23 protein-coding genes and 1 pseudogene are annotated in these 23,729 nt (G+C 53.2%); 6 read left to right on the plus strand and 18 right to left on the minus strand.

The genetic code is table 11. The features are described from left to right. Positions 1 to 60: 60 nt before the first annotated feature. Genes ACWI0H_RS03765 through ACWI0H_RS03790 form a run of 6 tightly spaced genes read right to left on the minus strand, consistent with a single transcriptional unit; the run spans position 61 to position 4,399 of the window. Positions 61 to 330, minus strand: coding sequence for a hypothetical protein (locus ACWI0H_RS03765; protein WP_062375866.1), 270 nt, complete (start codon positions 328 to 330; stop codon positions 61 to 63). After that, on the minus strand, positions 320 to 1,957 hold the full coding sequence (gene tnpC / locus ACWI0H_RS03770) for an IS66 family transposase (RefSeq protein WP_172416382.1): 1,638 nt from the start codon (positions 1,955 to 1,957) through the stop codon (positions 320 to 322). Before tnpC ends, ACWI0H_RS03765 begins: the two co-directional genes overlap by 11 nt. 28 nt (positions 1,958 to 1,985) lie before the next feature. Further along, positions 1,986 to 2,330 (minus strand): IS66 family insertion sequence element accessory protein TnpB, encoded by a 345-nt coding sequence (gene tnpB / locus ACWI0H_RS03775; protein ID WP_004578760.1) that lies wholly within the window; start codon positions 2,328 to 2,330, stop codon positions 1,986 to 1,988. Further along, entirely contained in the window at positions 2,327 to 2,617 is a 291-nt protein-coding gene (gene tnpA, locus ACWI0H_RS03780) for an IS66 family insertion sequence element accessory protein TnpA (RefSeq protein ID WP_172416383.1), read from the minus strand. Before tnpA ends, tnpB begins: the two co-directional genes overlap by 4 nt. After that, positions 2,562 to 3,788, minus strand: coding sequence for a DEAD/DEAH box helicase (locus ACWI0H_RS03785; protein ID WP_485874935.1), 1,227 nt, complete (start codon positions 3,786 to 3,788; stop codon positions 2,562 to 2,564). Before ACWI0H_RS03785 ends, tnpA begins: the two co-directional genes overlap by 56 nt. Then, complete coding sequence (locus tag ACWI0H_RS03790; RefSeq protein ID WP_141439945.1) at positions 3,785 to 4,399, minus strand: hypothetical protein; 615 nt, start codon at positions 4,397 to 4,399, stop codon at positions 3,785 to 3,787. The genes ACWI0H_RS03785 and ACWI0H_RS03790 overlap by 4 nt, the downstream gene beginning before the upstream one ends. Before the next feature lie 100 nt (positions 4,400 to 4,499). Here ACWI0H_RS03790 and ACWI0H_RS03795 point away from each other — a divergent pair, with 100 nt between their 5' ends. The 3 genes from ACWI0H_RS03795 to ACWI0H_RS03805 all read left to right on the plus strand — a co-directional run bounded on the left by ACWI0H_RS03795 (position 4,500) and on the right by ACWI0H_RS03805 (position 8,775). After that, positions 4,500 to 4,754 (plus strand): helix-turn-helix domain-containing protein, encoded by a 255-nt coding sequence (locus ACWI0H_RS03795; protein ID WP_339934644.1) that lies wholly within the window; start codon positions 4,500 to 4,502, stop codon positions 4,752 to 4,754. A 163-nt stretch (positions 4,755 to 4,917) separates the two neighbouring features. Continuing rightward, positions 4,918 to 6,285, plus strand: coding sequence for an IS1380 family transposase (locus tag ACWI0H_RS03800; RefSeq protein WP_485874937.1), 1,368 nt, complete (start codon positions 4,918 to 4,920; stop codon positions 6,283 to 6,285). 1,881 nt (positions 6,286 to 8,166) lie between these two features. Beyond that, positions 8,167 to 8,775, plus strand: coding sequence for a hypothetical protein (locus tag ACWI0H_RS03805; protein ID WP_485874938.1), 609 nt, complete (start codon positions 8,167 to 8,169; stop codon positions 8,773 to 8,775). Between the two features lie 13 nt (positions 8,776 to 8,788). Here ACWI0H_RS03805 and ACWI0H_RS03810 read toward each other — a convergent pair whose 3' ends face one another. The 7 genes from ACWI0H_RS03810 to ACWI0H_RS03840 form a co-directional block, all read right to left on the minus strand. Next, positions 8,789 to 9,364: an SCO family protein gene (locus ACWI0H_RS03810; protein WP_339934647.1), complete on the minus strand. Its 576-nt coding sequence runs from the start codon at positions 9,362 to 9,364 to the stop codon at positions 8,789 to 8,791. An 11-nt stretch (positions 9,365 to 9,375) separates the two neighbouring features. Beyond that, positions 9,376 to 9,840, minus strand: coding sequence for a copper chaperone PCu(A)C (locus ACWI0H_RS03815; protein WP_339934648.1), 465 nt, complete (start codon positions 9,838 to 9,840; stop codon positions 9,376 to 9,378). Continuing rightward, the gene (locus tag ACWI0H_RS03820; protein ID WP_233975634.1) at positions 9,818 to 10,603 is read right to left on the minus strand and encodes a cytochrome c oxidase assembly protein; all 786 of its coding nucleotides are present in this window, start codon (positions 10,601 to 10,603) and stop codon (positions 9,818 to 9,820) included. The genes ACWI0H_RS03815 and ACWI0H_RS03820 overlap by 23 nt, the downstream gene beginning before the upstream one ends. A gap of 286 nt (positions 10,604 to 10,889) precedes the next feature. Next, positions 10,890 to 11,912 carry a L,D-transpeptidase family protein gene (locus ACWI0H_RS03825; protein WP_427389438.1) on the minus strand — a complete coding sequence of 341 codons (1,023 nt, stop codon included), beginning with the start codon at positions 11,910 to 11,912 and terminating at the stop codon, positions 10,890 to 10,892. Between the two features lie 53 nt (positions 11,913 to 11,965). Further along, entirely contained in the window at positions 11,966 to 13,498 is a 1,533-nt protein-coding gene (gene lnt, locus ACWI0H_RS03830) for an apolipoprotein N-acyltransferase (protein ID WP_027957957.1), read from the minus strand. Positions 13,499 to 13,502: 4 nt separating this feature from the next. Then, the gene (lspA, locus tag ACWI0H_RS03835) at positions 13,503 to 14,006 is read right to left on the minus strand and encodes a signal peptidase II (RefSeq protein ID WP_027957956.1); all 504 of its coding nucleotides are present in this window, start codon (positions 14,004 to 14,006) and stop codon (positions 13,503 to 13,505) included. Continuing rightward, positions 14,003 to 16,189, minus strand: a complete 2,187-nt coding sequence (locus ACWI0H_RS03840; protein WP_172415813.1) for a heavy metal translocating P-type ATPase — start codon at positions 16,187 to 16,189, stop codon at positions 14,003 to 14,005. The genes lspA and ACWI0H_RS03840 overlap by 4 nt, the downstream gene beginning before the upstream one ends. Positions 16,190 to 16,275: 86 nt before the next feature. Between ACWI0H_RS03840 and ACWI0H_RS03845 the strand changes: the two genes are divergently transcribed. Then, the gene (locus ACWI0H_RS03845; RefSeq protein ID WP_022521290.1) at positions 16,276 to 16,734 is read left to right on the plus strand and encodes a MerR family transcriptional regulator; all 459 of its coding nucleotides are present in this window, start codon (positions 16,276 to 16,278) and stop codon (positions 16,732 to 16,734) included. A 28-nt stretch (positions 16,735 to 16,762) separates the two neighbouring features. Here ACWI0H_RS03845 and ACWI0H_RS03850 read toward each other — a convergent pair whose 3' ends face one another. The 4 genes from ACWI0H_RS03850 to ACWI0H_RS03865 form a co-directional block, all read right to left on the minus strand. After that, a complete protein-coding gene (locus ACWI0H_RS03850; RefSeq protein ID WP_016916429.1) occupies positions 16,763 to 17,545 on the minus strand; it encodes a ZIP family metal transporter in 783 nt (260 codons plus the stop codon). Between the two features lie 112 nt (positions 17,546 to 17,657). After that, positions 17,658 to 18,647 carry a M23 family metallopeptidase gene (locus tag ACWI0H_RS03855; RefSeq protein WP_022521291.1) on the minus strand — a complete coding sequence of 330 codons (990 nt, stop codon included), beginning with the start codon at positions 18,645 to 18,647 and terminating at the stop codon, positions 17,658 to 17,660. Beyond that, positions 18,647 to 19,324 (minus strand): DsbA family protein, encoded by a 678-nt coding sequence (locus ACWI0H_RS03860; protein WP_022521292.1) that lies wholly within the window; start codon positions 19,322 to 19,324, stop codon positions 18,647 to 18,649. The genes ACWI0H_RS03855 and ACWI0H_RS03860 overlap by 1 nt, the downstream gene beginning before the upstream one ends. Positions 19,325 to 19,437: 113 nt before the next feature. Next, complete coding sequence (locus ACWI0H_RS03865) at positions 19,438 to 20,352, minus strand: cation diffusion facilitator family transporter (RefSeq protein WP_035556048.1); 915 nt, start codon at positions 20,350 to 20,352, stop codon at positions 19,438 to 19,440. A 204-nt stretch (positions 20,353 to 20,556) separates the two neighbouring features. Here ACWI0H_RS03865 and ACWI0H_RS03870 point away from each other — a divergent pair, with 204 nt between their 5' ends. Both ACWI0H_RS03870 and ACWI0H_RS03875 read left to right on the plus strand, forming a co-directional pair. Then, positions 20,557 to 21,477 (plus strand): bile acid:sodium symporter family protein, encoded by a 921-nt coding sequence (locus ACWI0H_RS03870; RefSeq protein ID WP_027957952.1) that lies wholly within the window; start codon positions 20,557 to 20,559, stop codon positions 21,475 to 21,477. Positions 21,478 to 21,647: 170 nt separating this feature from the next. After that, positions 21,648 to 21,927, plus strand: a pseudogene (locus ACWI0H_RS03875) (IS3 family transposase); the annotation flags it as partial. 1,090 nt (positions 21,928 to 23,017) lie between these two features. Here the strand turns inward: ACWI0H_RS03875 and ACWI0H_RS03880 are convergent. After that, positions 23,018 to 23,725, minus strand: coding sequence for a hypothetical protein (locus ACWI0H_RS03880; RefSeq protein WP_485874944.1), 708 nt, complete (start codon positions 23,723 to 23,725; stop codon positions 23,018 to 23,020). Between the last annotated feature and the right edge of the window lie 4 nt (positions 23,726 to 23,729).

Raw genomic sequence — 23,729 nt, forward strand, 5'->3', positions numbered from 1 at the left:
ATGACATAGAGCCATGCTGTTACATCTGAGTGTAAGCGTTCATCCTACGACGTAGTTGACCTACTTCACGTCACGCAGAGGCCTAAGTAACTCCGGCGAGACCTTGTACTGTTTCCTGCCTTCCTCGCCCAGCACGATCACACTCTTGCGGTTGATCTTGGTGACGATCCCCAACACCGGTCCTTCTCGGCCTTCGAAGGTCACTTTCAGACCAACCCGCAACCGACTCAAGGCTTGCAGGGTTTCCTGTTCTTGCAGTTCATCAATGCGCTGGCAGATGTACTGGTTCAGTTCCAGCAACTCGTCGATGCTCATGTCCTCAATGCGCATGGACGACCTCCACCGGTGTGAGTTGCGTGGCTTGTCGGTCCGGATGACGGGGATCGATCAGAGCCCGTAGCGGATTCTCGGCGAACCGGATTTTCCAGCGCCGTGGAGTCAGGTTCGCCACTTCACTGGCGGGATGCTGACTGACGCGTTGCAGCACGTCCACCAGGTAAGTGTAGGGGTTAATATCGTGCAGCTTGCAGGTGCTGATCAGGCTCTGGATGATGCCCAGGTGTTCCGCGCCCAGTTCGGTCCAGCAGAACATCCAGTTTTTCTTGCCCATTGGAATGGGGCGTAGCGCCCGTTCCAGGTGGTTGGTGTCTGGCTGCACGTCCGGGTTTTCCAGGAACACGGTCAGGCTCGCTTCGCGACCGAGCACGTAGTTCAGGGCCTTGGTCAGCGGGTCGCTGGGCACGAGGCCGCCTTGTGCCAACTGATCCCGGCACCACTGGAAGAAGTCGCTGACCACCGGTTTCGAGTGATCCAACCGGTACTGGCGTTTCTTCTCGCCAGTCAGCCCCTGGGTTTTGATGGCCTCTTCATTCCGGTACACCTTGGCGATCTGTTGCAGCGCGTTGGTGACTGTCTCCGGGTGATCTTTCTGTGCCTCGATAAAATAACGGCGACCATGCACCCAACATTGGGCATGGGTGACGCTCTCCTGAGCGGCAGCGTAGCGGGCATAGGCCGCGTAGCCGTCACTGATCAGGGTGCCGCTGAACGATTCGCTGAGTACTTCTTCGATATGGGCACGCCCACGGCTGTTCGAGTAGGTGAACACCACCTCGTCGGCATCGCCGTATAACGGCCAGAACCAGCCGGTTTTCATCTTGCCCTTTTGCGGGCCGGCCCGGCCCTGATGACCGGCTTTGATGGGCGTTTCATCCATGGCCAGCACCCGACTGCGCAGCACATTGTCGGTCTGGGCATCCACGATGGGTCGCAACAGGTCGATGGCACGCTTGACCAGGTTCGTCAGGGTGCTGCGACTGACGGTGATACCGGCCTGCTGGATGCGCTGGTGTTGACGATACAGCGGCAGGTGGAACTGGAACTTGTCCACCAGCAGCCCGGCCAGCAGGCTGACGTCGGCCAGGCTGTTGTCCAGCACGTTGAACGGAGCCAGAGTCGTCACCGGCTTCTCGGCCCCCTTTCGCCGGAACACCGGGCGTTCGCACTTAAGCACCACATAACTGGAGGCACGCTGGGCCAGCCGGTAGGTGGTCTTGCTACCGATCACTTCGTACTGGTCAGCCTCCGGCCCGGTCAGTTCCGGTGGCAGGTGCTCAATGACCTCCATCGGCACATCGGCGGTAAAGCGCAGACCGGAGTCATTCAAGCAGTCGTCGTCCCGCTGCTTTTTGCCGGTGCCGCGCTGATAGGCCTTGATGGTGCGTTTTTCTTCGCCAGCAGGCTGCTCCGGCAGCGGTGCTTCATCGGGCTGGAACAGGCTGTTCTGGCCCGGCAGATCAAACACCTGCTTCTCGGACTTGGGGCCGAACAGCTGCTTCTTGAACCAGTCCAGCTGGCGCTGCAGGATCTGGACCTGCTCACGCAGCAGTGCATTCTCATCGGCCAGAGCCGAGGAGGACGATGCATTGGGACAAGGATCAGAAGCCGTTGAATTCATGACCGATATTATACCGGAAGTCCGTCTTCTATACCCCTCGAAAACGCTTGAACTGGCGGTATTTCTGCACCTCAATGCCATCGATCAGCAGTTGCAGATCCGTCAGGGTCAGGGCTCGCTGCCCCGAGGCAGATAATGGCACCCGGAACTGCCCCTGCTCCAGGCGCTTGGCCCACAGGCAGTAACCGGTGGTCGTAAAATACAGCATCTTCATCTGAGTCTTGCGGCGATTGACGAAGACGAAATACTGGCCGCTGAGAGGGTCGTGCTTCAACTGATTCCGGACCAGGGCACTCAGGCCCCGGAACGATTTGCGCATATCGGTGGGCTCGGTGCACAGCCAGATCCGGGCCTGACTATCGAGCCCGATCACCCGTTCTGGCTCAGCCGCAGTTCAACGCCATTGCCCAGGCTGAGCACAATGTTCCAGCCTGGGCCGGAGGATTGCGATGTGTCCATCAGTGACGACAAATCCAGAAAGCTGGCTTCACCGGATCCAGCCGAATCATCGGCCGACGGATCAGACAGGCGCTTGCGCCAGTTGCAGAAACTCGCGTAACCAATGTTCTCTTGTTCGCAGAACTGCCGAGCTGACAGACCACTGTCACGCTGCTGATTGACCAAAGCCTGCCACTGGTCGGGTGTGCGGTGCTTTCTCATGGCGATAACCTCGTGTTGGAAACTGTGAGGTTACTTTAGGGCGAATTTTAGCGGGGTGGCAGAACGTCGCGGAATGGACGCTTACATCTGAGTCGCCCATTTTGCGTAAAATGCGCCCTAAAACCTGCCGGTAATGCAGCTCTGTTCGAATCCTGCTCAGGTACGCACAAACGCATAACCGTTGGATATCCGTCCCTTCGGAAATCATGCTTACCGCGACAATCCAGCGCGTACTGTTATATCGGTATTGGTCAATTAGTTGATGCGCCTTCGGTGTTTGGCTAGTCACCACTACATAACTTTCACCCTTATGAAGCAAAAGCTCAGCGATTTGATGGGCATGTTCAATGTCAGTAGCAACGACTAGACCGCCAGCATTAGGCACGCTGTTCCGCTCTTTGTTGAGTCGTTTGATGCCAAGGTCTAGCACCGCATTCAGGATGTCGTCGTGTCGCAACAGGTCTTCGTAGCTGATTGGCGACTCACTAAGCAACTGTTGAAATGAGGAAAACGCTCTTACCGATGCTGTGCTTTCGTTCTCTTCGGTTAAGCGGATCAGTGGGTTATCGATGAGCGTAATTCGTGGCGAGCGGCATACACCGTCTTGAATGGCGGTTTTAAGGTCATAACGGTAATCGCAAATGAGTTTGCCTTCTGGATCGCTGTAACGAGCTAATGCGATAGGTAACTCATCCGAACGCCAGGGCGTTCCTGACAGCGCTAACGTGTAAGTGGCCGCATTTTGGATACGCTGAATTATCTGCTGGCCCCACGTGTTGCTGAGGAGCGGATCATGGCCTGCACAGTGATGTATCTCATCGAAAATGGTCAATGTGCGATATTCTGTGAATAACGTCCAAAAATCCTCAGGGTGATATTCCATTGATTGGTAGGTATAGGCAGCCCCTACTGACGCAAGCGTATCGCCAAACCGCTGATTCAATACGACGGTAAAGGTGCGCTGGATACCAGCCACCACTTCTCTCGTTGGCGCAAAGCAGATAACAAAATCAATATGTCCTTCTTCAAGGAGCCATCGAGTCATTTCAGCTGCCAGTCGGGTTTTTCCGCTCGCAGGTGTTGCTTGCACGAAAAAGTCGCTATGGAGTAAGTAGTGAACCTTCGCTAGCTCCAAGCACTCTGCTTGCCATCTCCGCAGCCTCGTGCTCATGTACCCTTTAGCCGATGTAGGGATTTTTCTAGTGCACGCACCCGGCCCATTAAGCGTGCGCTCCGGTCATAAGCATCACGATGATCAACCACGATACTCGCCTTAAGATCAGGGTATTCATCCATAAGCTCACGGAACGCCTCGACTTCACCCAGTGTAGAAAGGAATTCACTTTGCGTTTCCTTTAACACTTTCTCCAAGGCATATTGACTCGAAGCCTTTCTAGCACTGGGGCTCTGTTCACTACTATTTTCGTCTTTTGGAATAACGGTTGTCTCTGTTGTTTCATTTGCTGTTTGCGACACGAGCCGCTGGTGCCATGCTTCAAAACTTTCTCCCTCCAGGCTCAAGCCCGCTTCTCTAATTGAAGGCAAAACAAAATAGAGCTGATCGCGTTTGCGTTTTTCACTGTCTTTCTCCACCAAGCCAGCGGTGATTAGCTTTTTAATTCTTTCATAGATAAAACGCCTCAGAGCAGTGCGGTACTCAGCGGCTATGCCATGTTGGTGTGCATATTGGTCACGGAGGCTGCGTATAGTGAATTGAGCGTTATCAGTTTCTAAAAGGAGTTCGAAAATGCGCTCCTCAATCGAAGGGGGGGTACCCGACATGACCATCACCTAGGAGAGGTAAAAACGAAATGCGGATTATAGTCCGTGGCTAGGTAGGCCGCAACGAAGGATAGTCCCGCCAAAAGGAAATGAGGCGGGTATGGGTGAGCTAGCGAAGACTCTGGGACAAAATATCAGGGAAGAACGGAAGAAGAAGGGGTTTTCGCAAGATGCCTTTGCCTTAGCTGCTGGTATTGATCGCAGCTATATAGGAAGAGTCGAACGAGGAGAAGTTAATATCACCGTGGAAAAGTTATATGAGATTGCTGCCGTGCTCCAATGTGAACCAGCATCTCTTTTACCTGATCAAACCACCTTGGAACCAGAAGGGCACAAACCGGCCAAAAGCGGTTAGAACCAAAAAGAACATGGTGCCGGGTATTGATGCTTGTTAACGCAGACGTTAGCTTCATCCCGGCTTATTCATGAGGCCGGCCCGAAAACGAAGATAGCGGATGGTATTCTCTTGAAAATTCAGTGTGTTCCGCCAAGAATCTGAACCAAGAGAGCCATACGCTATGGGTGAAAGCCTATCCACCTGGACGCCCTCATGCAACGGCGCTGTCCGTGTTGAGCTGAGCGGCCAGCGCACTACCAGCGACAGCGGCGCTCTGCTGTTGCGTGAGGCCCTCGACAACAGCGGCGTGATTGAGGCGCTGGAAGACAATCTGGTCGATCGACGCCACCCGCTGCGCATCCTTCATTCGCTGGCCAGCCAGTTGCGTACCCTGGTGTTGCAGCGTGCGATGGGCTGGATCGACCTCAGCGATACCGACACGCTGCGCCGTGATCCGCTCTGGCAGCTGGCCTGCAGCGATGCGCGCGGGACAACGCCCCTGGCCCAGGACCGGCCCTCTCAAGCCACGCTGTCGCGGCTGCTGACCTGCCTCGGGCGCTGCGACAATATCGATGCCGTGCACGAAGGCCTGCTGCGACTGGTGATCTGGCGCCTGACCGCGCTGAAGAACGGCGAGCGCCCCAAGCAGCTGACGCTGGACATCGACGGCCTGCCGATCGAGGTCCACGGCCACCAGGGCGGCTCGGCCTATCATGGCCTGTACGGCGCGCGGATCTATTCACCGCTGGTCGCCTCGCTGGCAGAAACCGGCGACATGGTGGGCGGCCTGCTGCGCGAGGGCAACGCCGGCCCGGCCGAGAACGCCGACACCTGGATCCCGCATCTGGTGCGGCGACTCAACGAGAGCACCGGCGCCCAGGTTCGGGTGCGCATCGACGCCGGTTTCACCGACAACGCGACGCTGGAGGCCCTGGAAGAGTGCGACATCGAGTACCTGGGCCGACTGCGCAGTCACTCCGGCCTGCAGAAACTGGCGGCACCGCACCTGAAGCGGCCACCCGAGCAGCCTCGCGAGTGGTGCCACGATCTGGAGTATCAAGCGGGCTCTTGGTCGGCACCGCGTCGCGTGGTGCTGGTGGTGCAGGAACGCCCCGATGACCTGCTGCTGCATGCCTTCTTCCTGGTCACCAACCTCGGCAAGTTCGACTGGCCGCCGGAGAAGGTCCTGGCGCTCTACCGCAAGCGCGGCAGCGCCGAGGCGCACATGGGCGAGGTGAAGTCGGCGCTCGACGTGCACCTCTCGTCGACCGATCGCGGCGCCTCCACCGTTCAGGACGTGATGGCACGCAACGAGGTGAGCCTGCTGCTCAGCCTCTACGCCTACCAGGTCCTGCATGGCCTGCGCTGCCTGCTGGAGCGGCAGACCCGGCAAGGCTGGAGCCTCAGCCGGATGCGCGAGCAGGTGCTGAAGGTCGCCGCCACGCTGAGACTGCACGCTCGGCGAATCACCGTTCATCTGGGTGCCGCCGCCGACAAGTGGTGGCCGACGCTGCTGAAGGGGTTGCCGAAGCTGACCGCACTGAGCTGACGCTCCTGCGAGACCACCACAGCATCAGAAAGCGAGCGACCGGAGCGGCGGTAGGCGATCACGGCTGCTTGGACGGCCGCCATTGATTCCAAAGAGCTATAAGTAAGTAGGAAAAGGGCTGCGTTCTGGCATTACTCAACAGCCACTCGCGCTGAAGAGGCGAATTCTGATAAGCAATGCCAACAGCCAGTACCTTCAGACCGCTCAATCAGCGCCCTCGTGAATAAGGCGGGTTCATCAGAGAAAGGTTAATTTCTCCAAGTATGGATATCTATGAGTCCAGGGCCACGTACTCTTGAATCGCCCCAGGTTTCGTAGACACTCCAGGCCTGATACCAGCTTACAGCTCATACGCTGGAAGACATCGTCAGCACAGCATTGCAGGCTCTCTACCTGGTTAAAGATAAACATATCCTTTTAATTGCAGCCCAGCGAGTGATGGATTTGTCCCTATATCACCGGTTGATAATCAATAAAGATGGTCAGCGAGAAAATTCTGCCGATCGAATCGCGGATGAGCGGAGCTTATCGAATGCCTTGACTAGGATTCCTGCAACCATCGATAAACCTCTCACGGATGTTCCAGCAGCTTGGTTAAAGGGAGGGATACCCCGAGCTCGCCGCGGTAGACACGCTGATTATGAGAGCTGGGGCGATTCTGCCCCAGCTTTTGAACCAAGATTTGCGGCTAAAATATTCAAGCATTTCCGGTCGAGATATGGTGCCAATCCGTTAACCATAGAGAGCTGATAAAGGCCACACTCCTTCAATTGGTGACATGGACCAGCGAGCGATTAATTCCCCCTTGGCAGCAAGATGTCGAGCGCTTAGACAGACAATCAAATATTCAGCGCTCTGGTCGCGTTCAAGGTCAAAACGAGCGCGCTTCATGATCCCCGAAAGTCACCCCACCGTTGTGTTGTTGGCGCTGATAACACGGTTATCCCACCACCCCCATGGGCCGCATCGCCGCCGCGTTCCACCGGCTCATCGCCCCATGTCGGAACGTGCCGTTAGAGCCTCATAGGCGCGTTTAAAACGCAGAATGAAAGCGGAGCCAACCTCTTGAAGCAACACCTAACGGTAGACTGCGATGAGTGTGGTCGAGAAGTCTCTAAATTGTGGCGACGCCATAAGGGTCATGGTCATGGTTACTGCTCAACTTGCTATGCTCGTGTGTTTAAGCGGCGGATGTGCCCACGATGTGGCGAGTTAGCCCGTCTGCCTAAAAATGATCCAGACGTCGCCTGTCATCAGTGCGACGTCGACAAACCGTGTGCACGATGTGGAAAAGCTAGTTCAGACTACACCATCGGCAAGGTCACTCCCTACGGCCCTGTCTGTAACGCCTGCGCTCCCTATTTCAAAGCACCAGAGCCCTGCGAGGCGTGTGGGAAAGCATCTCAACGTCTTACCCGAGTGACGCGTATGGGGCATGATCATCGCTTATGTCCACGCTGTGCGATGGCTGATCACGGTACCTGCTCTGCGTGTCGTCGACATCGCTTATTGGTCATGACATCAAGCGGTGACGCATTGTGCAAAGTTTGTTATGAGCAAGGTGAGATTGCCTGCCCATCGTGTGGCCATCCTATGCCTGCGGGTCGAGGCGATGTCTGTGAGCCCTGTTACAGGACGCGAACATGCCGTAAACGCATCACCATTGGACAAGCCGGTATCACCACAAAAGCGTTAAGTGAGGCAATTGGGGAATTTGGTGAATGGCTGATCCGTACCACGGGGACGCATAAAGCTGCCCTCAAGATCAATCATTTCTTCTCCTTCTTCCTTGAGCTCGACCAGGCGTGGTCACGGATACCGAGCTATTCGGAGCTACTTCATCACTTCGGGGCGGAGGGGGTGCGGCGAGTGAGGCTGCCCATGCGATGGTTGCATGAAGAGCAAGGGGTAGAGTTGGATCACCAAGCAAAGAAGATCGACTCAGAGAAACGACGTATCCAAGCGTGCCTCAGTTCTATGCCGTCCGCTTCGCTATCAGGCCAAGTGCTGCAAGCCTATTGGCTTCAATTGGAAACCCGTATAGAGGTGGGAAAAGCGTCCCACACATCCGCACGGCTTGCCCTAAGAGCGGCATCCGCATTGCTATTCGCTACTGACCAGGAGGGGCAGCGGCTGCCTCAACAAGGCGATGTAGACAGCTATTTGCAGGCAGTGCCTGGACAAGCTGCCTCGGTGACGGGGTTTATCAATTTTTTAAATCGACAATATGCCACCACACTGGCCCCTAGGGTGAATGAGAAACGGGCAAGAAACCGGCGAAAAGAAAAGTTGGCTCGCACCTTGATGCAAATGGCTAAGTGCGCTGATCAAGGGGAGGCTTGGAGGGAGCAATGGATCATCACTGCTATGGAATACTTTCATTACACGAAAGTATCCAAGAAAACACTTCGTCAGCAGGCTGTAAAACGAGAGGAAGATGGGATAAAGGTAATCATGGGCGGCGTGACCTACTGGCTGCCTATCGCATGAGTGCTAAGGCGCCTCATTGATCGGCAAGCCTTTTAACATCGGCCACCACAGCCTCCATGGGGTCGCTATCGCGGATCAGTACACGCGCCTCTCCCTGTTCATTGAAGGCGAATACCGCGCTGGAGTGCGATACATCGTAGTTGCCGTTGCTATCTTCTTCACCATACCCGTAGGTAACACGATAGCGGCGTGTAAGCTCATCAAGCGCTGCTTTGTCCCCCGTGAGGCCAATGAACTGATGGCCGAAAGCGTTAGTATAGGCACTCAGTGTTGCTGGGTTATCGCGACGGGGATCTACAGAGACAAAAAGTACCTGGATATCATCGCGATAAGTTTCCTCTAGGCGCTGGATGACAGTGTCGAGGCGCGCAAGCGTGGTGGGACAGACATCAGGGCAATGAGTGAAACCAAAAAAAAGCAGTGTGCTCTTGCCAAGGAATTGATCGGCGGTCACGTCATTACCGTTCTCATCAACAAGATCAAATGCCAACGGCGGCATAAGCCCTGAGATATCCTTGGTCTGCCACGTTTGCTCACCGCACCCCATTAGCCATAGCGATACGAACACCGGAATAATCCATTGGCGCATTCTGCTCGCTCCTACTGTGTTGTGGGTGCTCCAGCGCGGAACTTGACGTTCTGCTGCTGCCCGTTGTCTAACAGGAGGGTTACTTCAATTTCGTCGCCGACGGCGATGGGGTGCTTACGCTTTATCAGCATTAAGTGATAGCCCCCCGGAGCAAGCTCAACTAGCTCTCCCGCCGCTACTGTTAACTGTTCTACGTGCTGCATACTTGAGATACCGTCCTGACTGACACTTTGATGTATCGTGACGTTATCAAAGGCCGAGCTATCCGCCCCTATCAGCGTGGTGCCTGTTTCACCGGTATTCGTGAGGGTAAAGTAGCCTGCTGCAGGAATATCGCCTGGCAGTAGTCGTATACGAGCATCAGAGATCTGCAAATCTGCAGCGAGCAGCGTGCCGGGCATTCCGAAAGCCAACACAAAAGTCGAGCACCAGATGCTCGCTGATCGCGGTAATTTAGCGAGTTGGGTGGGGAGCATGAACAGTATCCTCATTTCGAGCGTCACGGAACATAAAGCTAAGAACAATAAGCACTCCAAGAGCGCTCATCATGGTGGCTGGAATCCAGGTCAGCAGGCCGCCAATACGTTGATCATCGAGAGGATCCAACGGCCAAGCACGGCCACAAACCTCATAGACATCAAAAATCACCTCTTCACTGAAGGCGATGTAGGCACCCAGAACAATCTGCGGTGGGATCACCGCCATTAGAATGGCAATTCGCTTACCATAGCCGAGTCCACCTTGTAGTGGCGAGCGGTGATCAAAGATCAGCCACCAAAACAGTAACCCATCCAGCGCCATGCTCCAGTTCATCACCTGATAAAGGTCAGCGCTCAGCATGGCATCGAAGTGGATCTCGGGGATCAGCCAGAAATAGATAAGCCCAACGAACAACACGGTGGCGATTAATGGTTGCTGAAGTATCCTGTAGGCGGGGTGCAGCACATGTGTGAATAGCCTCCCCCTAGAAAGTTGTCTAATTCGTGTTGGCAAACCTTCGATCAATACCGGCAGGGGTGCTGCCAAAGCGATCAAGAAGGGGGCAGCGTGATGCAGTACCAAGTGTTGGGCACGATGGGCAAAGAACATGTACTGAGCGAGGTAGTCGTAATGTGTCAGGGTGACGCCATAGATCGCCGCAACTCCGAGCAGGTAGGTGAACGTGCGGGCTATGCTTGTAGGCTCGCCGAGCCGTTGGCACTGTCGGAGGCCACGCAGGTAGAGAACGATAGCCAGCACACAGGCGGTTGCCCACGTCAGTGAGAACTCCCAAGGCCTTAAGTAGCTCAGAGCAACGTCAATAGCCCTTCTCCCTCAGATTAAACACATTGAGACAGCTTAGGCAGTGACTGCACGATGCGGCAAGTGGATGCTACCAACGTTGTGATGATCGCATTAGCTCTTTCTACGCTAGGGATGGAAGAGCTCAATCAACAACACACGGCGAATATTAAGGGCTTGACGGTAGCCAAGCCGTTGTTCTCCTAAGGGCTGACAAAACGCGCTGCCTTGTCTTTATCGACATTCACGACGAATGAAGTGTCAGTTCTTCATAAACACTGTTGATATTGTCGTCTTCTTTATTACTCGGTTCCGGCTTGGGATACAGGGGTTCGATAAGCCCGTTGGATAATGCTAGTAAATCGCTAAGCTGTTCGTAATCGAAGCTAACGCCATCTGCATTGCGTTGCTCAAGGCGTGTAATGGCATCTGATATAGCGGTCATGCTGTGCTCTTCTTCTCCGAGTGGTGGAAATGCTTGAACCAGAGGCTGTCCGTCTTCCCAACCGATTTTAATAGGCTGATTGATGATATTGACCTGGGTGCCCGCCGGTATGCGGTCAAAAATTGATTCAATATCGTCAGGCAACATGCGTATACAGCCTCGGCTTGCGCGCATGCCAATGCCATCGGGCTGGTTGGTACCGTGAATCAAATAGCCATCGAAGCCTAAAATAATGGCGTGGTCTCCCAGCGGGTTATCGGGGCCGGGCGGCACAACGCTTGGTGCGGTTTCGCCGCGTGCTTCAGCTTCACGTTTTACCGACTCAGGCGGGTACCAGGCGGGGTTTTTAATGTTCATGGTGGTCTCGGTCACACCGAGAGGGGTATCAAACCCTTCGCGACCAATGCCAATAGGATAGGTCTCAACACGCGGTGTCTCACCGTTTTTGACATCTGGGTAGTAGTAAAGCCGCAGCTCGGCGATATTGATGACGATCCCAGTACGCTCCACATTCGGCAGAATAAAACGTCCCGGAATAGTCACTTCCGTGCCCACCCCTGGAACCCAGATGCTAACCTCTGGGTTTGCACGGATCATCTCCAAATAGCCAAGGTTGTGACGCCTGGCAATATCTATCAAGGTATCGTCGTAATCCTTTACGATAAAGGTGTCAGCCTCTCCGATAATATTACCTTCCTCTGGTAGCGGGTAATGCCCTTTGGGCCATTCCGTCTCCTGGGCAGTGGAAGGTTGTGCCGCCATGGCGACAGGGAGCCATGCCAGAAACGAAACCATCACACTCACGATGAAGCCGATCTGCATTGGCCATGGGAGGAATCTCTTAAGTATTGCTGCGTTCTTTGCCAAGAGCATCGCTAGGTTCCTTTTTCATCTAATGCGTCGTTTTTTGATCGAGATAAGTTCAGTTGTAACCCGAGCAGTGTCAGCACCGCAGCGAGTATCCAAGCGGGGCCACTACCGGTGCGTGTGAAAGGAGTTAGGCCCTGCATCGGGGTCACCTCGCCAGTTAAACTGGCCGGTTCAAACTGTGGGGCACGGGCTGTGACGTGGCCTTGTGAATCGATGATGGCCGTCACGCCATTACTGGTAGCTCGAAGTAGGTGACGACCATTTTCTAAGGCACGTAGACGCGCCATTTGAAGATGTTGGTGTGGGCCAATGGAGCGCCCAAACCACGTATCGTTGGAAACCGTTAATAGCAGCTCGGCATTACGCGCCTGTTGGGCGACATGGTCGGCAAAAATGATTTCGTAACAAATGGCATTGCCAATGGTGGCTCCAGCCACGTGTAACGGAGCCTGTTCGCCTGTCCCTGGGGTCAGGCGAGGTACTGGCAAGTCGAAAAAAGCAAGGGTGCCAGCGAGGAGACTTTGGAATGGCAAATACTCGCCAAAGGGCACCAAGTGCGCCTTCTGGTATTCGCCCTGCACATCATTTAGCCCTATGACGCTGTTATAAGAGCGCCCTTCACTGTCGCGTTGCAAAATGCCGGTCAACAAGGCGGTGTCAGGCCCCAGGTCGGACGCTACTTGCTCAAGTATTTGCTGTGCTTCCTGCTCAAGCATGGGAAGGGCTGCCTCGGGCCAAACGATGAGATCGATATCCCTTGCTTGCTCCCGTGTCATCGCCGTGTAGATACTGATCGCCTCGCGCTGCCCTTGGGCAGTCCACTTAATGCGCTGGTCAAGATTCCCTTGCAGCAATGCCACCCGGATGGGCTTGCCAGCCGGGGTTGTCCATTGGGCGGGCAATAGGAATGGAACGATCCACAAGGCGGCCATTGGGACAAGGAAACCCCAGCGGCGACGCAGTACCTCTACCCCTAACGTACCTGTCAGCGCGGTCATGAGTGACAGCAAGTACACACCACCAACGGGCGCCCATGGGGCTAGTGGAGAATCTACCTGAGAGGTGCCCAGCAATAACCAGGGAAAGCCGGTGAGCAACCAGGTGCGTAGCCATTCGCTCACCACCCACATACCGGCAAAGCTAAGACAGGCTAACCGTGGCCCCGTGATGCGCCGATAGAGCCCAAAGGGGATTGCAAAGAAGAGCGCCAGGGCGCTGACAAAAAGAGTGGTGAGGAGCATCGCCACCAAGGCCCCGGTGCCACTGAAATCGTGAATAGCAACGAAGACCCATGATGTGCCAGAACCGAACAGGCCTACCCCATAGCACCACCCACGCAGGGTGGCCATGGCGGGCGTTAGCGACTGTATCTTCCAATAGACCAGTGCCACGGCCACTGGGCCAAGCCACCATAGGGAAAAGGGGGCGGCACTCAAGGTGGTCATTACCCCAGCGGCGAGCGCTACAACGCAATCGACTATTGGTGAGGAGCGCCCAGCAAAAAGCGTATATTCTTTATCTTTATCGACCACATCCATAGCGTTACTCAGAGCGCTTAAAAGCAGGACTTTCACGCCATAACGCCACTGCGAACATCAATACACCTGCAAACAGAGCGATATCGGCCATGTTAAAGGCGGGCCAATGCCATTCGCCCCAGTAAATGTCCAGATAGTCGACGACGTACCCTCGCGCTAAGCGATCAACAGTATTACCGAGCGCGCCGCCAAGAATCAGGCTGTACGCACAGGCCTCCAAGCGCGACAGGGGTTTGCATAGCTGCACAACCAATACGACGACCACCACCAACGCTAAACCAAGAAAGAGGTAGCGCTGCCAACCCCCTGCTTCTGCGAGAAAGCTGAAAGCGGCTCCTGTGTTCCCGGTATAAACCCAGTTAAAAAACGGCGTTAGCGGAATGACTTGGCCAAACGACATCTGGGCGTGCACGATTTCTTTGACCAGTTGATCGGCTAGAGCCAATACGCAAGCAAATGTGAACCATGGCCAACGTCGTGAAGGGCTATCGTTTGGCGCTGTTCTCATGACGTTGTTTTTCCTTGTGACAGGCCTGTCATTGCGGTACTGGGCGAAAAGCGGTAACCCAGCAGTCGCATGGCGTTCAACGTCACCAGGACGGTAGCACCGGTATCGGCCATCACCGCAATCCACATGCCGGTAATACCCAGCGCCGTTGTAACTAGGAAAATGGCTTTTAAGCCAAGGGCGAGAACAACGTTGGTTTTCACATTGCGCAGTGTGGCACGAGAGAGGTCTATCAGCTCAGCGATGCCGGTAACGCGGTTCTTGAGCAAGGCTGCATCGGCGGTTTCCAACGCCACATCCGTGCCACCCCCCATCGCGATACCCACATCTGCTGCCGCGAGTGCCGGTGCATCGTTGATGCCATCGCCTACTTTACCGATGGGGCCACGGCCTGCCGCTTGCCAGTCTCGAACATACGCTGCCTTGTCTTCAGGCATTAGTTCGCCGTACGCTTCAATGCCTAAGCGACCCCCCGTGGCAGCGACGGTGCGGGCATTATCACCGCTGAGCATGACCGCCTGTACGCCTAAACGGGATAGCGCCGCTAGGCCTTCCATGGCATCTTCGCGTGGCTCATCGCGAACCGCGATCAAGCCCAGTAAACGCTCGCCTTCGACGAGGAGAGCGAGGCTCTTACCGGCTTCTTCTAACGCGACAATCCGAGCACTGAGACTTTCCTCAAGGATGACTTTCTCGTGAAGGTGACGAGGCGTCATTAAGCTCAGCTCGCGACCCTCCACCTGGCCGGAAACACCGCGCCCCGCCAGAGCGCGGCCGCCGGTGACGGTGGGGAGGTTGATGCCCGACTGTCGGGCATGCTCAACGATAGCCGTGGCGATAGGGTGACTGGAATCCCGCTCTATTGCGGCGGCGAGCCGCAATACGCTGTTATCGTCTTCCTCAGCAATCCAAGACTCCACATCTGTGACTCTTGGGGTACCCGCAGTGAGGGTGCCCGTTTTATCTAATGCCACCAAGCGAAGCTTACCTAACTGTTCAAGAACGGCTCCCCCTTTGATCAGTAGTCCGCGCCGAGCTCCCGCCGAGAGACCGGCGGCGATGGCGGCAGGGGTGGAAATGACTAACGCGCAGGGGCATGCGATTAACAGCAATGCTAACGCACGGTAAATCGACTCCGACCATGCCATGGTCGATACCAGCGGTGGCACTATCGCCATCAGTAGGGCGAGTAAGACGACGGCGGGCATATAGTAATACGCAAAACGATCAATAAAGCGTGCTATCGGTGCCTTGGCGGCCTGTGCTTCTTCAACCAGACGAATAACGCGTGCGATCGTATTGTCATCAGCGCCTCGTGTTACCTCCACCTCCAGGGCGGCATCAAGATTCACTGTGCCAGCAAAAATGTCATCACCAGGCGCTCGCGAACGGGGTATGGACTCGCCGTTTACCGGCGACTCGTCAATGTCGGAGGTGCCCACCAGGATGCGTCCATCGCAGGGTACGCGATCACCGGGCCGCACCAGCACACGCTGCCCGGGTTTAAGTGACTCCGCCGAGACGTCACGCAGATGGCCATTGTCCATCAGCCTCGCCGTTGAGGGTGTTAAATTTGCCAAGGCTGAGATACTGCGGCGCGCTCGTGAAGCAGCTACCCCTTCGAGTAGCTCACCTACGGCGAACAAGAACACGACCATCGCAGCTTCAGCGGCAGCATTGATGGCCAATGCGCCAAGCGCAGCGATGCACATCAGCATCTCTATGGTAAAGGGATTGCGCATTTTGAGGGCGCCCCAGGCACTCTGCGCAATGGGTATTAAGCCGACTAGCGTGGCCAAAATGAAAGGCATATTACCCAGCGCAGGCCATGCTAAACGAAGCGCGAAGGCCACTATCAGCAGATTTCCTGTGATAATGACCAAGCGCCCTTTAGCGGTTTGCCACCAAGAGGATGAAGCACCAGATGCGCGTGTTTGGCCATCATGGGAAGCCACTTGATAGCCTAGTTCGTTCAGGATGCCCTCAATGGTCTTTCGCGAGGGGGCCCCGTGATCGTGGTGGTGAATCTTCACTGATCCCGTGACCGAGCTTGCCGTGACTTCCTCAATGCCTTCCAGTCGCTCTAGCGCCGACACAACCTTGCGCTCACAACCGCCGCAGTCCATGCCTTCAACACGCAGCGTCAAGGTGGTAGGCGCTGTTGTCGGCGTTGATGTTTTCATGGTGCCTCTCCTGCCAATGGGCTATGGTTTTTAAGTGTAAACCTTGTAGCAACTACAGCTTCAAGCCCTGCGTAAGGAGTTTTACCATGTCGATGATCGGCCAAAGTATCAGCATTGGTGAGTTAGCACGACGAGCCGATTGCAAACCTGAAACGGTTCGCTATTACGAGCGTATTGGGCTGTTGCGCGATGCGACACGAACCGGTGGGGGGCAGCGCCGCTATGGAGACGACGCTGTGCGGCGCTTGACCTTTATTCGTCATGCCCGTGACTTTGGCTTTTCGGTGGAGTCAGTGCGAGAGCTTTTGGCCATGTCAGATCAACCTGATATGCCTTGCCAAGAAGTCGATGCCATCGCCACGCATCACCTAAAGAAAGTGGAGTCCCGCCTTCAACGACTGTCCATACTGCGTGAGGAGCTTCAACGGATGGTCACACAGTGTGCCGGTGGTAAAGTGGAAAGCTGCCGAATCATTGAGGTCATCAGTGATCATCAGCTCTGTATCACTGAAAAATCGCACGGAGGGGCTCACGACTTGGGTTAGCACTAACGCTACGCCCCACGCCCAATGGTTAGCCCAGCGAAACATCCAAAAACAGCATGAGCACCAATCCGATGGAGAGGCCCAGCGTGGCCTTTTTTTGGTGCCCGCTTCGATGAGTTTCGGGAATAATCTCATGACTGATCACATACAACATCGCCCCCGCTGCAAAGGCCAACCCCCAGGGCAGTAGCGCTTGTGACATGCTGATGACTCCAGCGCCTAATAAGCCACCTAACGGCTCAACAAGCCCCGTAAGGGCGGCAATCGTCCATGACCGCCAACGTGAATAGCCCACGCCTAGCAGTGATACTGCTACGGCCAGTCCTTCTGGGGCATTCTGAAGTCCAATGCCAATCGCTAGTGGAATGCCTCCTTCGCTTCCCCCTGCGCCGAAGGCCACGCCAACGGCCAGCCCCTCTGGCAGGTTGTGTATCGTAATGGCAATAATAAACAACCAGATACGACGTAGTGAGGCAGCCTCTGGCCCTTCTCGCCCCTGTTCGAAGTGCTCATGAGGTAAGAGTTCGTTCAGTAGTGCGACCATTCCAATCCCTAGCAAGATGGCCGCACAGGCAATGGCAGCAGGTACCACGCTACCTCCGTAACGCAGCTCCGAGGCTTCTAAGGAGGGTATGATCAGTGAGAAGAAAGAGGCCGCTAGCATGACGCCAGCGGCGAACCCCAACGCTAAATCGCGAACACCACGATTCGGTCTTTTGGTAAACAAGATAGGAAGCGCCCCGACAGCCGTCATCAAGCCCGCGGCAAGGCTTCCCAATACCCCCATTGTGACGAGAGAAACCTCTTCCATACCGATTACCTGTCTTGTGGTAGATGAGTGATCACAGCGCTAGGGTTCCATAACGAGGCAAGCACACGTTCACGTTACTAACAATCCATGCAACGTTGCTAAGCACGGGTGGTTACGGCTCGTTAAACGAGATCAAGTCATAAATGGACGCCGTGCCGATAGCTTGTTCCAAGCGATCTCTTGCCTCGTAAAGTGACGCTTGATATTCACCTTGAGTCGGCTGCTCACCCAACATGATGCGTTGACCTTGACCAAGGGGATCAACAGGCTGGTTATTGACTCTCACTTCGTAATGCAGGTTGGGGCCCGTGGCGACCCCGGAGGAACCTACCTCTCCGAGCGACTCTCCCGCATTGACTAAATCCCCAACCACTAGCTGTGGGGAGAATCGGCTAAGGTGTGTGTAGCGACTAATGGCCCCTGTGTCGTGCTCCACCTCGATCACCTGCCCATATCCCCCTTGGCGACCCATAAAGAATACGCGCCCAGGTGCGGTGGCAATGACCGGCGTTCCTGTCGGCGCAGCCAAGTCAATTCCATTATGAGGACGCATCCCTCCATACACAGGATGTCGCCGATTCCCAAAGCGAGACGTTAAGCGGGCACTAAGCACGGGCAACCGCAACGTGCCTAGCAGGGTGTCGCTTTTGAAAAGAGCTACGTCCCCCTTTTGGGTGACCGGCCATATGACCTCCAAGGGCTCTGCCTGATCAGGCAGAGCGGCATAACTGAGGCGTGGTGGCCCAACACGGGCGCCGTCCTGGCGTCGATCTTCCTCCCACACTAATTGAATACGTTCACTGCCAGAAAACTCCAGCGGCGCTGCGATAAACTCGCTGAGCAGTGTTTCCAGTTTAGTGGCGAAACGCGTTGGGACACCTTCTGCTGCCAAGGCCTCGTAGAGGGTGGTATCAATGACGACATCACGCCCAAAGGTTAGGGTATCAACGCTATCGAGCGGTAATGTGCCTTCTTGCTCGCTAGCCGCCTGTAACTTGACAGGGCTAAGTTCAGACGGAGGCAATGACAGATGCGTTTGCCAATTGGCTTCGGCTAGCAAGGGGTAAAAGCCCACCAAGCCTAGTAACCACCAGCGCTGCATCACTGGCCATCCTCTTCCCCAGAGATCTCCGCTACTTCACTCTCGACGGCATCAATCAGCTCTTGCATACCAAAGGGGTCTAAAGGCTCGCCATTGACAAAAAAGGTAGGTGTTTGGCGAATCTGATTGGCTCTGACATCCGCCATGTCTTGGTCAATCACCGCCTGCACCTCAGCAGAAGTCAGTTGCTCTTCGGCAGCCGCTAAATCAAGGCCTCCTTGGCTCGCGATATCGAGGATAGCGGATTCATCAAAACTGCCATGTGAAGCCCATTGATCCTGGCGAGCCAGCAGCCTCTCCAGTACCGGTTCAAAGACGCCCTGACGACGAGCAACTTCTAATACCCGAATGGCCTTGTCCGATACGTCGCCGTGGAAAGGAGTGTAGCGCACGATGAGCCGCACTTTTTCTGGGTAGGTTTCCAGAATACTTTTTGTCAGGGGATAGAAAGCACGGCAGGCTTCGCAAGCCGGATCGAAGAATTCCACAATCGTCACCGGCGCGTCTTCTCGTCCCAAGATGGGGGAGTGTGAACGCACCAAGGAGTCCTCGGCCTGGACACCGCTCTCTTTTGCTGCCTGAGCTTGCATGTCTAAGAGGGCAGGCTTCGATACGGCGACGATCGCAGCGGTCAGCATTAACGTACCGGCCAATATAAAAGACGCTTTTTTGAACATGTTTCTCTCTCTGTCTCAACGATGGGGTGGAAAAGTAGGGTTGAAAAATAAGCCAATCGCTATGGGAGTAAGCTGCTCGCTATCTACCTGAGCTGGGAGCCGGCCTCGGTCTGTCACTCATGCCCATATAGATTGGCATTTTGATGCGCGTGGTCACTATGCTCAAACTCTAGGCTGGAATGAGCAATACTGAAGCGCATTTTAAGCTGCTCCTTGATCTCTGCTTTGACGGATTCAAGCTGCTGCCAGCCGGTTTCTGTCAGAACCACGTGGCAGTCAAGGGCTGCCATGTTTTCCTGCATCTGCCATAGATGCACATGGTGAATATCCTGGACTCCCTCGATATCTCGTACGGTCTCAACGACTGCCTGCCCGTCAATGTCCGGGGGAGATCCCAGCATTAGCGTACGGATAGGGCCGCCAATTTCAGAGAAGGCTAGGTAAAGAATATATAGCGCAATCCCTATCGTGATCGCGGGGTCTACCCAGCGCATGTCGTACAGTAAAATAAGCGAACCACCGATAATCACGGCGATGGAGGCAAACGCATCCGATAAGTTATGCAGAAAAAGGGCGCGGATATTGACACTCTCTTTTTGCATTGACCACGTGAGCATGGCGGTAAGGGCATCGACGACGAGCGCGACGCCACCAATAATCACGATCGTCCATCCCTCTATCTCAGGGGGATCGACCATCCGCATAGCGCCTTCGTAAATCAGGTAGACACCGACAATAATGAGGGTGGTGTAATTGATGAGTGCTGCCACTATCTCGATGCGGCCATAGCCAAAGGTCATATGCACATCGGCAGGCCGTCTGGCGATTTTACGAGCAGCAAAGGCAATGACTAATGCTGCCAAGTCAGAAAAGTTATGTAACGCATCAGCGATCAGCGATAGGCTCCCCGCCATAATGCCACCGACGATTTGAGCGATGGTTAAGAGCCCATTGGCCCAAATGGAGATGCTGACGCGCCGGTCGCCAGAGGCAGGATCAATGTGGGGATGATCATGATGATGTCCCATCTGTTACCCTCTCTCGAATTATCTGTTCTTGGTACTATAAAACCTCTAGCAACTAAAGCTTCAACCCTTGAGCATTATCTATTTGCATCGCTGGATTGGGAAGCACGTCCCTAGCTACCAAGGAGCCTTTGTGTGCTGGGCCGAAGGTGATCATGTTTTAGGTGCGGGGCTCAATCCACTTCAACCGGTAACGTCCAATCCACCATGGGTAGATTCATTTATTTTGTCGAGGCGCACCTTGTCTGGTTTGTAATCGTCGTCGCGGGGGGAGGCTTACTCTTTCCGGCCACCGGAATAATGCTTAAGTTCGCGATTGGGCCATTACTGGCATTACTGATGTTGATTATCAGCCTCACATTCGATGCGCATGCAGTGCGCATCGTGTTCCGAAAGCCGTCACGGCAGTTGTTGGCATTGGGGCTGGTCTATGGGCCTATGTCGATTGCCGGGTGGCTAACGGGCCGTCTATTTTTTGGAAGCGGCCCGCTGGCTGCTGGCCAAACCTTGCTCGGCACGCTGCCGACAGATGTGTCTTCTCCTCTTTTGGTACTGATGGCGAAAGGCAATGTGGCGCTTGCCGCTGTTTTCAACGCAGTCAACACCGCGTTATGTCCGTTTATTGTTCCCTTCCTGTTTTTATGGCTCACCGGCCTTCAGTTAGACGTGCCGCTTGGATCAATTATTCTTGAATTAACACTAATCGTGCTTCTTCCTACCGTGATTGGGGTCAGCTTGCGTACAAGGTTCTCGGCTTTCTTTGCACGGCATGATTCAGCGTATGCAGGGATAGGGTCGATTCTGTATCTGCTGATCCTACTCGCCGTGGTCGGGCCGAATGCCACCACGATCATTGGCTATGGCTGGTATGCGTTTGTGATTGCGGGCGCGGCCCTGTGCCTCAATTTGATTGGGTACCTGGTAGGTATGTCCTCACGGTTACTCACCTCTGATCGCAAAGAGGTGATTACCTATCTTTTCACGGTCAGTAAAAAGGAATTCAGCATCGCTGCAGCGTTTGTCGCTGCTTCCGGTTTGCCATCAGAAATCGCGATTCCAGCCGCTTTTTTTGCAGTGATTCAAATGATCACTTCGCCCATCGCAGCGAAGATTCTCGCCCGCCACTGAAGGTTGGCAGTATGACGCTTCACCAGAAGTGCACCTGGCATCTGGTTTGCGCGCAGGATGCTCTTACCAGCAATACGGCAATAGCCTAATGTGGCACATAGCACCTTCGCTGAGTCACCGTGCCCAATACCGACCTTGTTAAAAGCATTCCTCACCGAGGCTTCGCAGGGTATCTGTTCATTTCGTATGGATGTTTGCTATCAGCCCATAGCTTTGTCGGTAGCATGAGTCGCAAAGGCGATTGCTGGGACAACGCATTGGCAGACAGCTTTTTTGCCAGCCTTATGAAGGAGCGAGTCCAATGGAAACATTATCAAACCCGCGCCGCAGTAAGACATTCTGGACTATATCGCGATGTTTTATAACAGTCGGCGGCTACACTCATATCTAGTTTACACCAGCCCCAATGATTACGAATCAGCAATGGCAGAACTAAAGAAAGTAGCTTAACTGGGGTGTCACAAATTGGTTGACCACTCCAAAAAGGGTTCAAGCAATCGATGATGAAAAAGAAGTTGCTATGGTAACCATTCTGCTTGGATAGAGAAAACAATACCTACTTCACGAGCTATAAAAAGCTAATGGAAAATAAGTTAAAATTAGGGGGTTATATGGTTTTTATTCTTACAGTGTCCAATGCTAGCTGGGCTCATCGCGGCAAGGGCAGTCGGTATTCAGTGTGATTGAGCCAATAGATCGAATAAGCCGCCTATCTAAGCATGAGTGATAGAAAATTTAGACAGATCTGCCTTTAAATGCTTCCATCCAGTTGATTGAGGCGTGACGATGCTGCTGAAATCATTAGCTTATAAGTGAAGGACGTCTGCGCAGTTCTGAAATAGTAGTCAGAAGTGAGTTGAGTGCGTCTTTGTCACTCATTTCGTTGGAATTATAGTAACCTGCAATTTTAAGCATTTGATGAATTCTGGCTTTAATTTGAGTAAAGGCCCTATGATCGAGTTAGATGGTTTTGCTCAAGTTAGCGCATCGACTATTTATGAAGATCTAAGAAGTATAAGAAACGAATTTTAAAAAGTGTATGGTTTAGGGTTTAATGTTGTAGAGACTAAAGAATCAGATAATGAATCTAGCCAATTCTTGTCGGGAGAGAAAATTGTACTTACTGGTACGATGGAAAGTTGAGGAAGATCTATTATGAAAGCATCCGCTTAAAAACTTGGTGCAAAAGTTAGTAAATCAGTATCTAAAAAATACTTCATTTTTAGTTGTAGGCAATAATGTTGGAAATAAGCTTGAAGATGCTAAAGAAAAAGAAGTAAATATACTAACCGAGGCAGAGTGTTTAGCGCACATCAAAACAAAGGAGTAAACTAAGCCGGAAGTAAATAGATCGAATATACAGGTTTCATAACTATCATTTCAACAAGAGCGTACATTTAATATTTTCAATACTATAAATATAACAATAGTGAGGGAAGCACTTGATGGCGTCTAACTGACGCCATTTAAAATGTAATTAAACACCAATTGCAAAGATAAACAGTCGTAGAGTTATATTAATTAAACGTGGATAAATCCTTTATAGCTCATCAAGTAAAACTAATAGTTTTTGTAATGCTTTGTTCTCATTAATATTGTTTAATCTTAAATCTTTTGCAATAGTTTTCATTTTTTGTATGCGTATTCTAACTTGCGTAGAAATATTCTCATTATTGCCATTCTGTAAATTATTGTATTCTGAAGCTAAATGTATATATCGTGATAACGTGTCGTTTGATGCGTGCATTGTTAATTTTCTGCATGCGTCTGCAGCTACTGTTAATACGTTGAAGAAACTACCTGAAGATGAAATTTTTTGGATTGCCTTAGCAATGTTAATTGTTATGAAACGATGACGAAAAGAGTGATTGTTGAGGTGTTTTAAGTAGTCAGAGTATTGGCTACCATTTATCACTTTCTTAGCATAGTTTTTTATGTAGGATGCAGTAAGAGGATTCCCAGTTCTTATATCAACAAAAATTGCATCATGATTTAAATTTGGAAATTTATCTTCAACTTTTAAGATATGTATCATTATAATTTGCAAGTCATCCATTGTAGTGGGAACTTGACGGGTCTTACCTTTATATTTTCCTTTAAGAATAGGGAGGTCCCGGATAACAGCTACTTCATTGACATCCGCTAATGGATGCATTGCCTTCTTAATCATTGATCGTGTAATTTTATGAATTTCAGTAATTCGTGATCCTGATATATCTAGTAAAGTGCCTAATGCGGTGTTTGTCAACGTA

This window comes from Halomonas sp. NYA30, from assembly GCF_976980765.1.

Coding starts and splice junctions, on each gene's coding strand:
- ACWI0H_RS03795 (WP_339934644.1), top strand. CDS start 4,500: ATGGGTGAGCTAGCGAAGACTCTGGGACAAAATATCAGGGAAGAACGG.
- ACWI0H_RS03825 (WP_427389438.1), bottom strand. CDS start 11,912: ATGCAGATCGGCTTCATCGTGAGTGTGATGGTTTCGTTTCTGGCATGG.
- ACWI0H_RS03850 (WP_016916429.1), bottom strand. CDS start 17,545: ATGGAAGAGGTTTCTCTCGTCACAATGGGGGTATTGGGAAGCCTTGCC.
- lnt (WP_027957957.1), bottom strand. CDS start 13,498: ATGGATGTGGTCGATAAAGATAAAGAATATACGCTTTTTGCTGGGCGC.
- ACWI0H_RS03840 (WP_172415813.1), bottom strand. CDS start 16,189: ATGAAAACATCAACGCCGACAACAGCGCCTACCACCTTGACGCTGCGT.
- ACWI0H_RS03800 (WP_485874937.1), top strand. CDS start 4,918: ATGGGTGAAAGCCTATCCACCTGGACGCCCTCATGCAACGGCGCTGTC.
- ACWI0H_RS03790 (WP_141439945.1), bottom strand. CDS start 4,399: ATGTCGGGTACCCCCCCTTCGATTGAGGAGCGCATTTTCGAACTCCTT.
- tnpA (WP_172416383.1), bottom strand. CDS start 2,617: ATGAGAAAGCACCGCACACCCGACCAGTGGCAGGCTTTGGTCAATCAG.
- lspA (WP_027957956.1), bottom strand. CDS start 14,006: ATGAGAACAGCGCCAAACGATAGCCCTTCACGACGTTGGCCATGGTTC.
- ACWI0H_RS03870 (WP_027957952.1), top strand. CDS start 20,557: ATGGGTAGATTCATTTATTTTGTCGAGGCGCACCTTGTCTGGTTTGTA.
- ACWI0H_RS03860 (WP_022521292.1), bottom strand. CDS start 19,324: ATGTTCAAAAAAGCGTCTTTTATATTGGCCGGTACGTTAATGCTGACC.
- ACWI0H_RS03815 (WP_339934648.1), bottom strand. CDS start 9,840: ATGCTCCCCACCCAACTCGCTAAATTACCGCGATCAGCGAGCATCTGG.
- ACWI0H_RS03785 (WP_485874935.1), bottom strand. CDS start 3,788: ATGAGCACGAGGCTGCGGAGATGGCAAGCAGAGTGCTTGGAGCTAGCG.
- ACWI0H_RS03865 (WP_035556048.1), bottom strand. CDS start 20,352: ATGGGACATCATCATGATCATCCCCACATTGATCCTGCCTCTGGCGAC.
- ACWI0H_RS03810 (WP_339934647.1), bottom strand. CDS start 9,364: ATGCGCCAATGGATTATTCCGGTGTTCGTATCGCTATGGCTAATGGGG.
- ACWI0H_RS03845 (WP_022521290.1), top strand. CDS start 16,276: ATGTCGATGATCGGCCAAAGTATCAGCATTGGTGAGTTAGCACGACGA.
- ACWI0H_RS03805 (WP_485874938.1), top strand. CDS start 8,167: ATGCGATGGTTGCATGAAGAGCAAGGGGTAGAGTTGGATCACCAAGCA.
- ACWI0H_RS03765 (WP_062375866.1), bottom strand. CDS start 330: ATGCGCATTGAGGACATGAGCATCGACGAGTTGCTGGAACTGAACCAG.
- ACWI0H_RS03855 (WP_022521291.1), bottom strand. CDS start 18,647: ATGCAGCGCTGGTGGTTACTAGGCTTGGTGGGCTTTTACCCCTTGCTA.
- tnpC (WP_172416382.1), bottom strand. CDS start 1,957: ATGAATTCAACGGCTTCTGATCCTTGTCCCAATGCATCGTCCTCCTCG.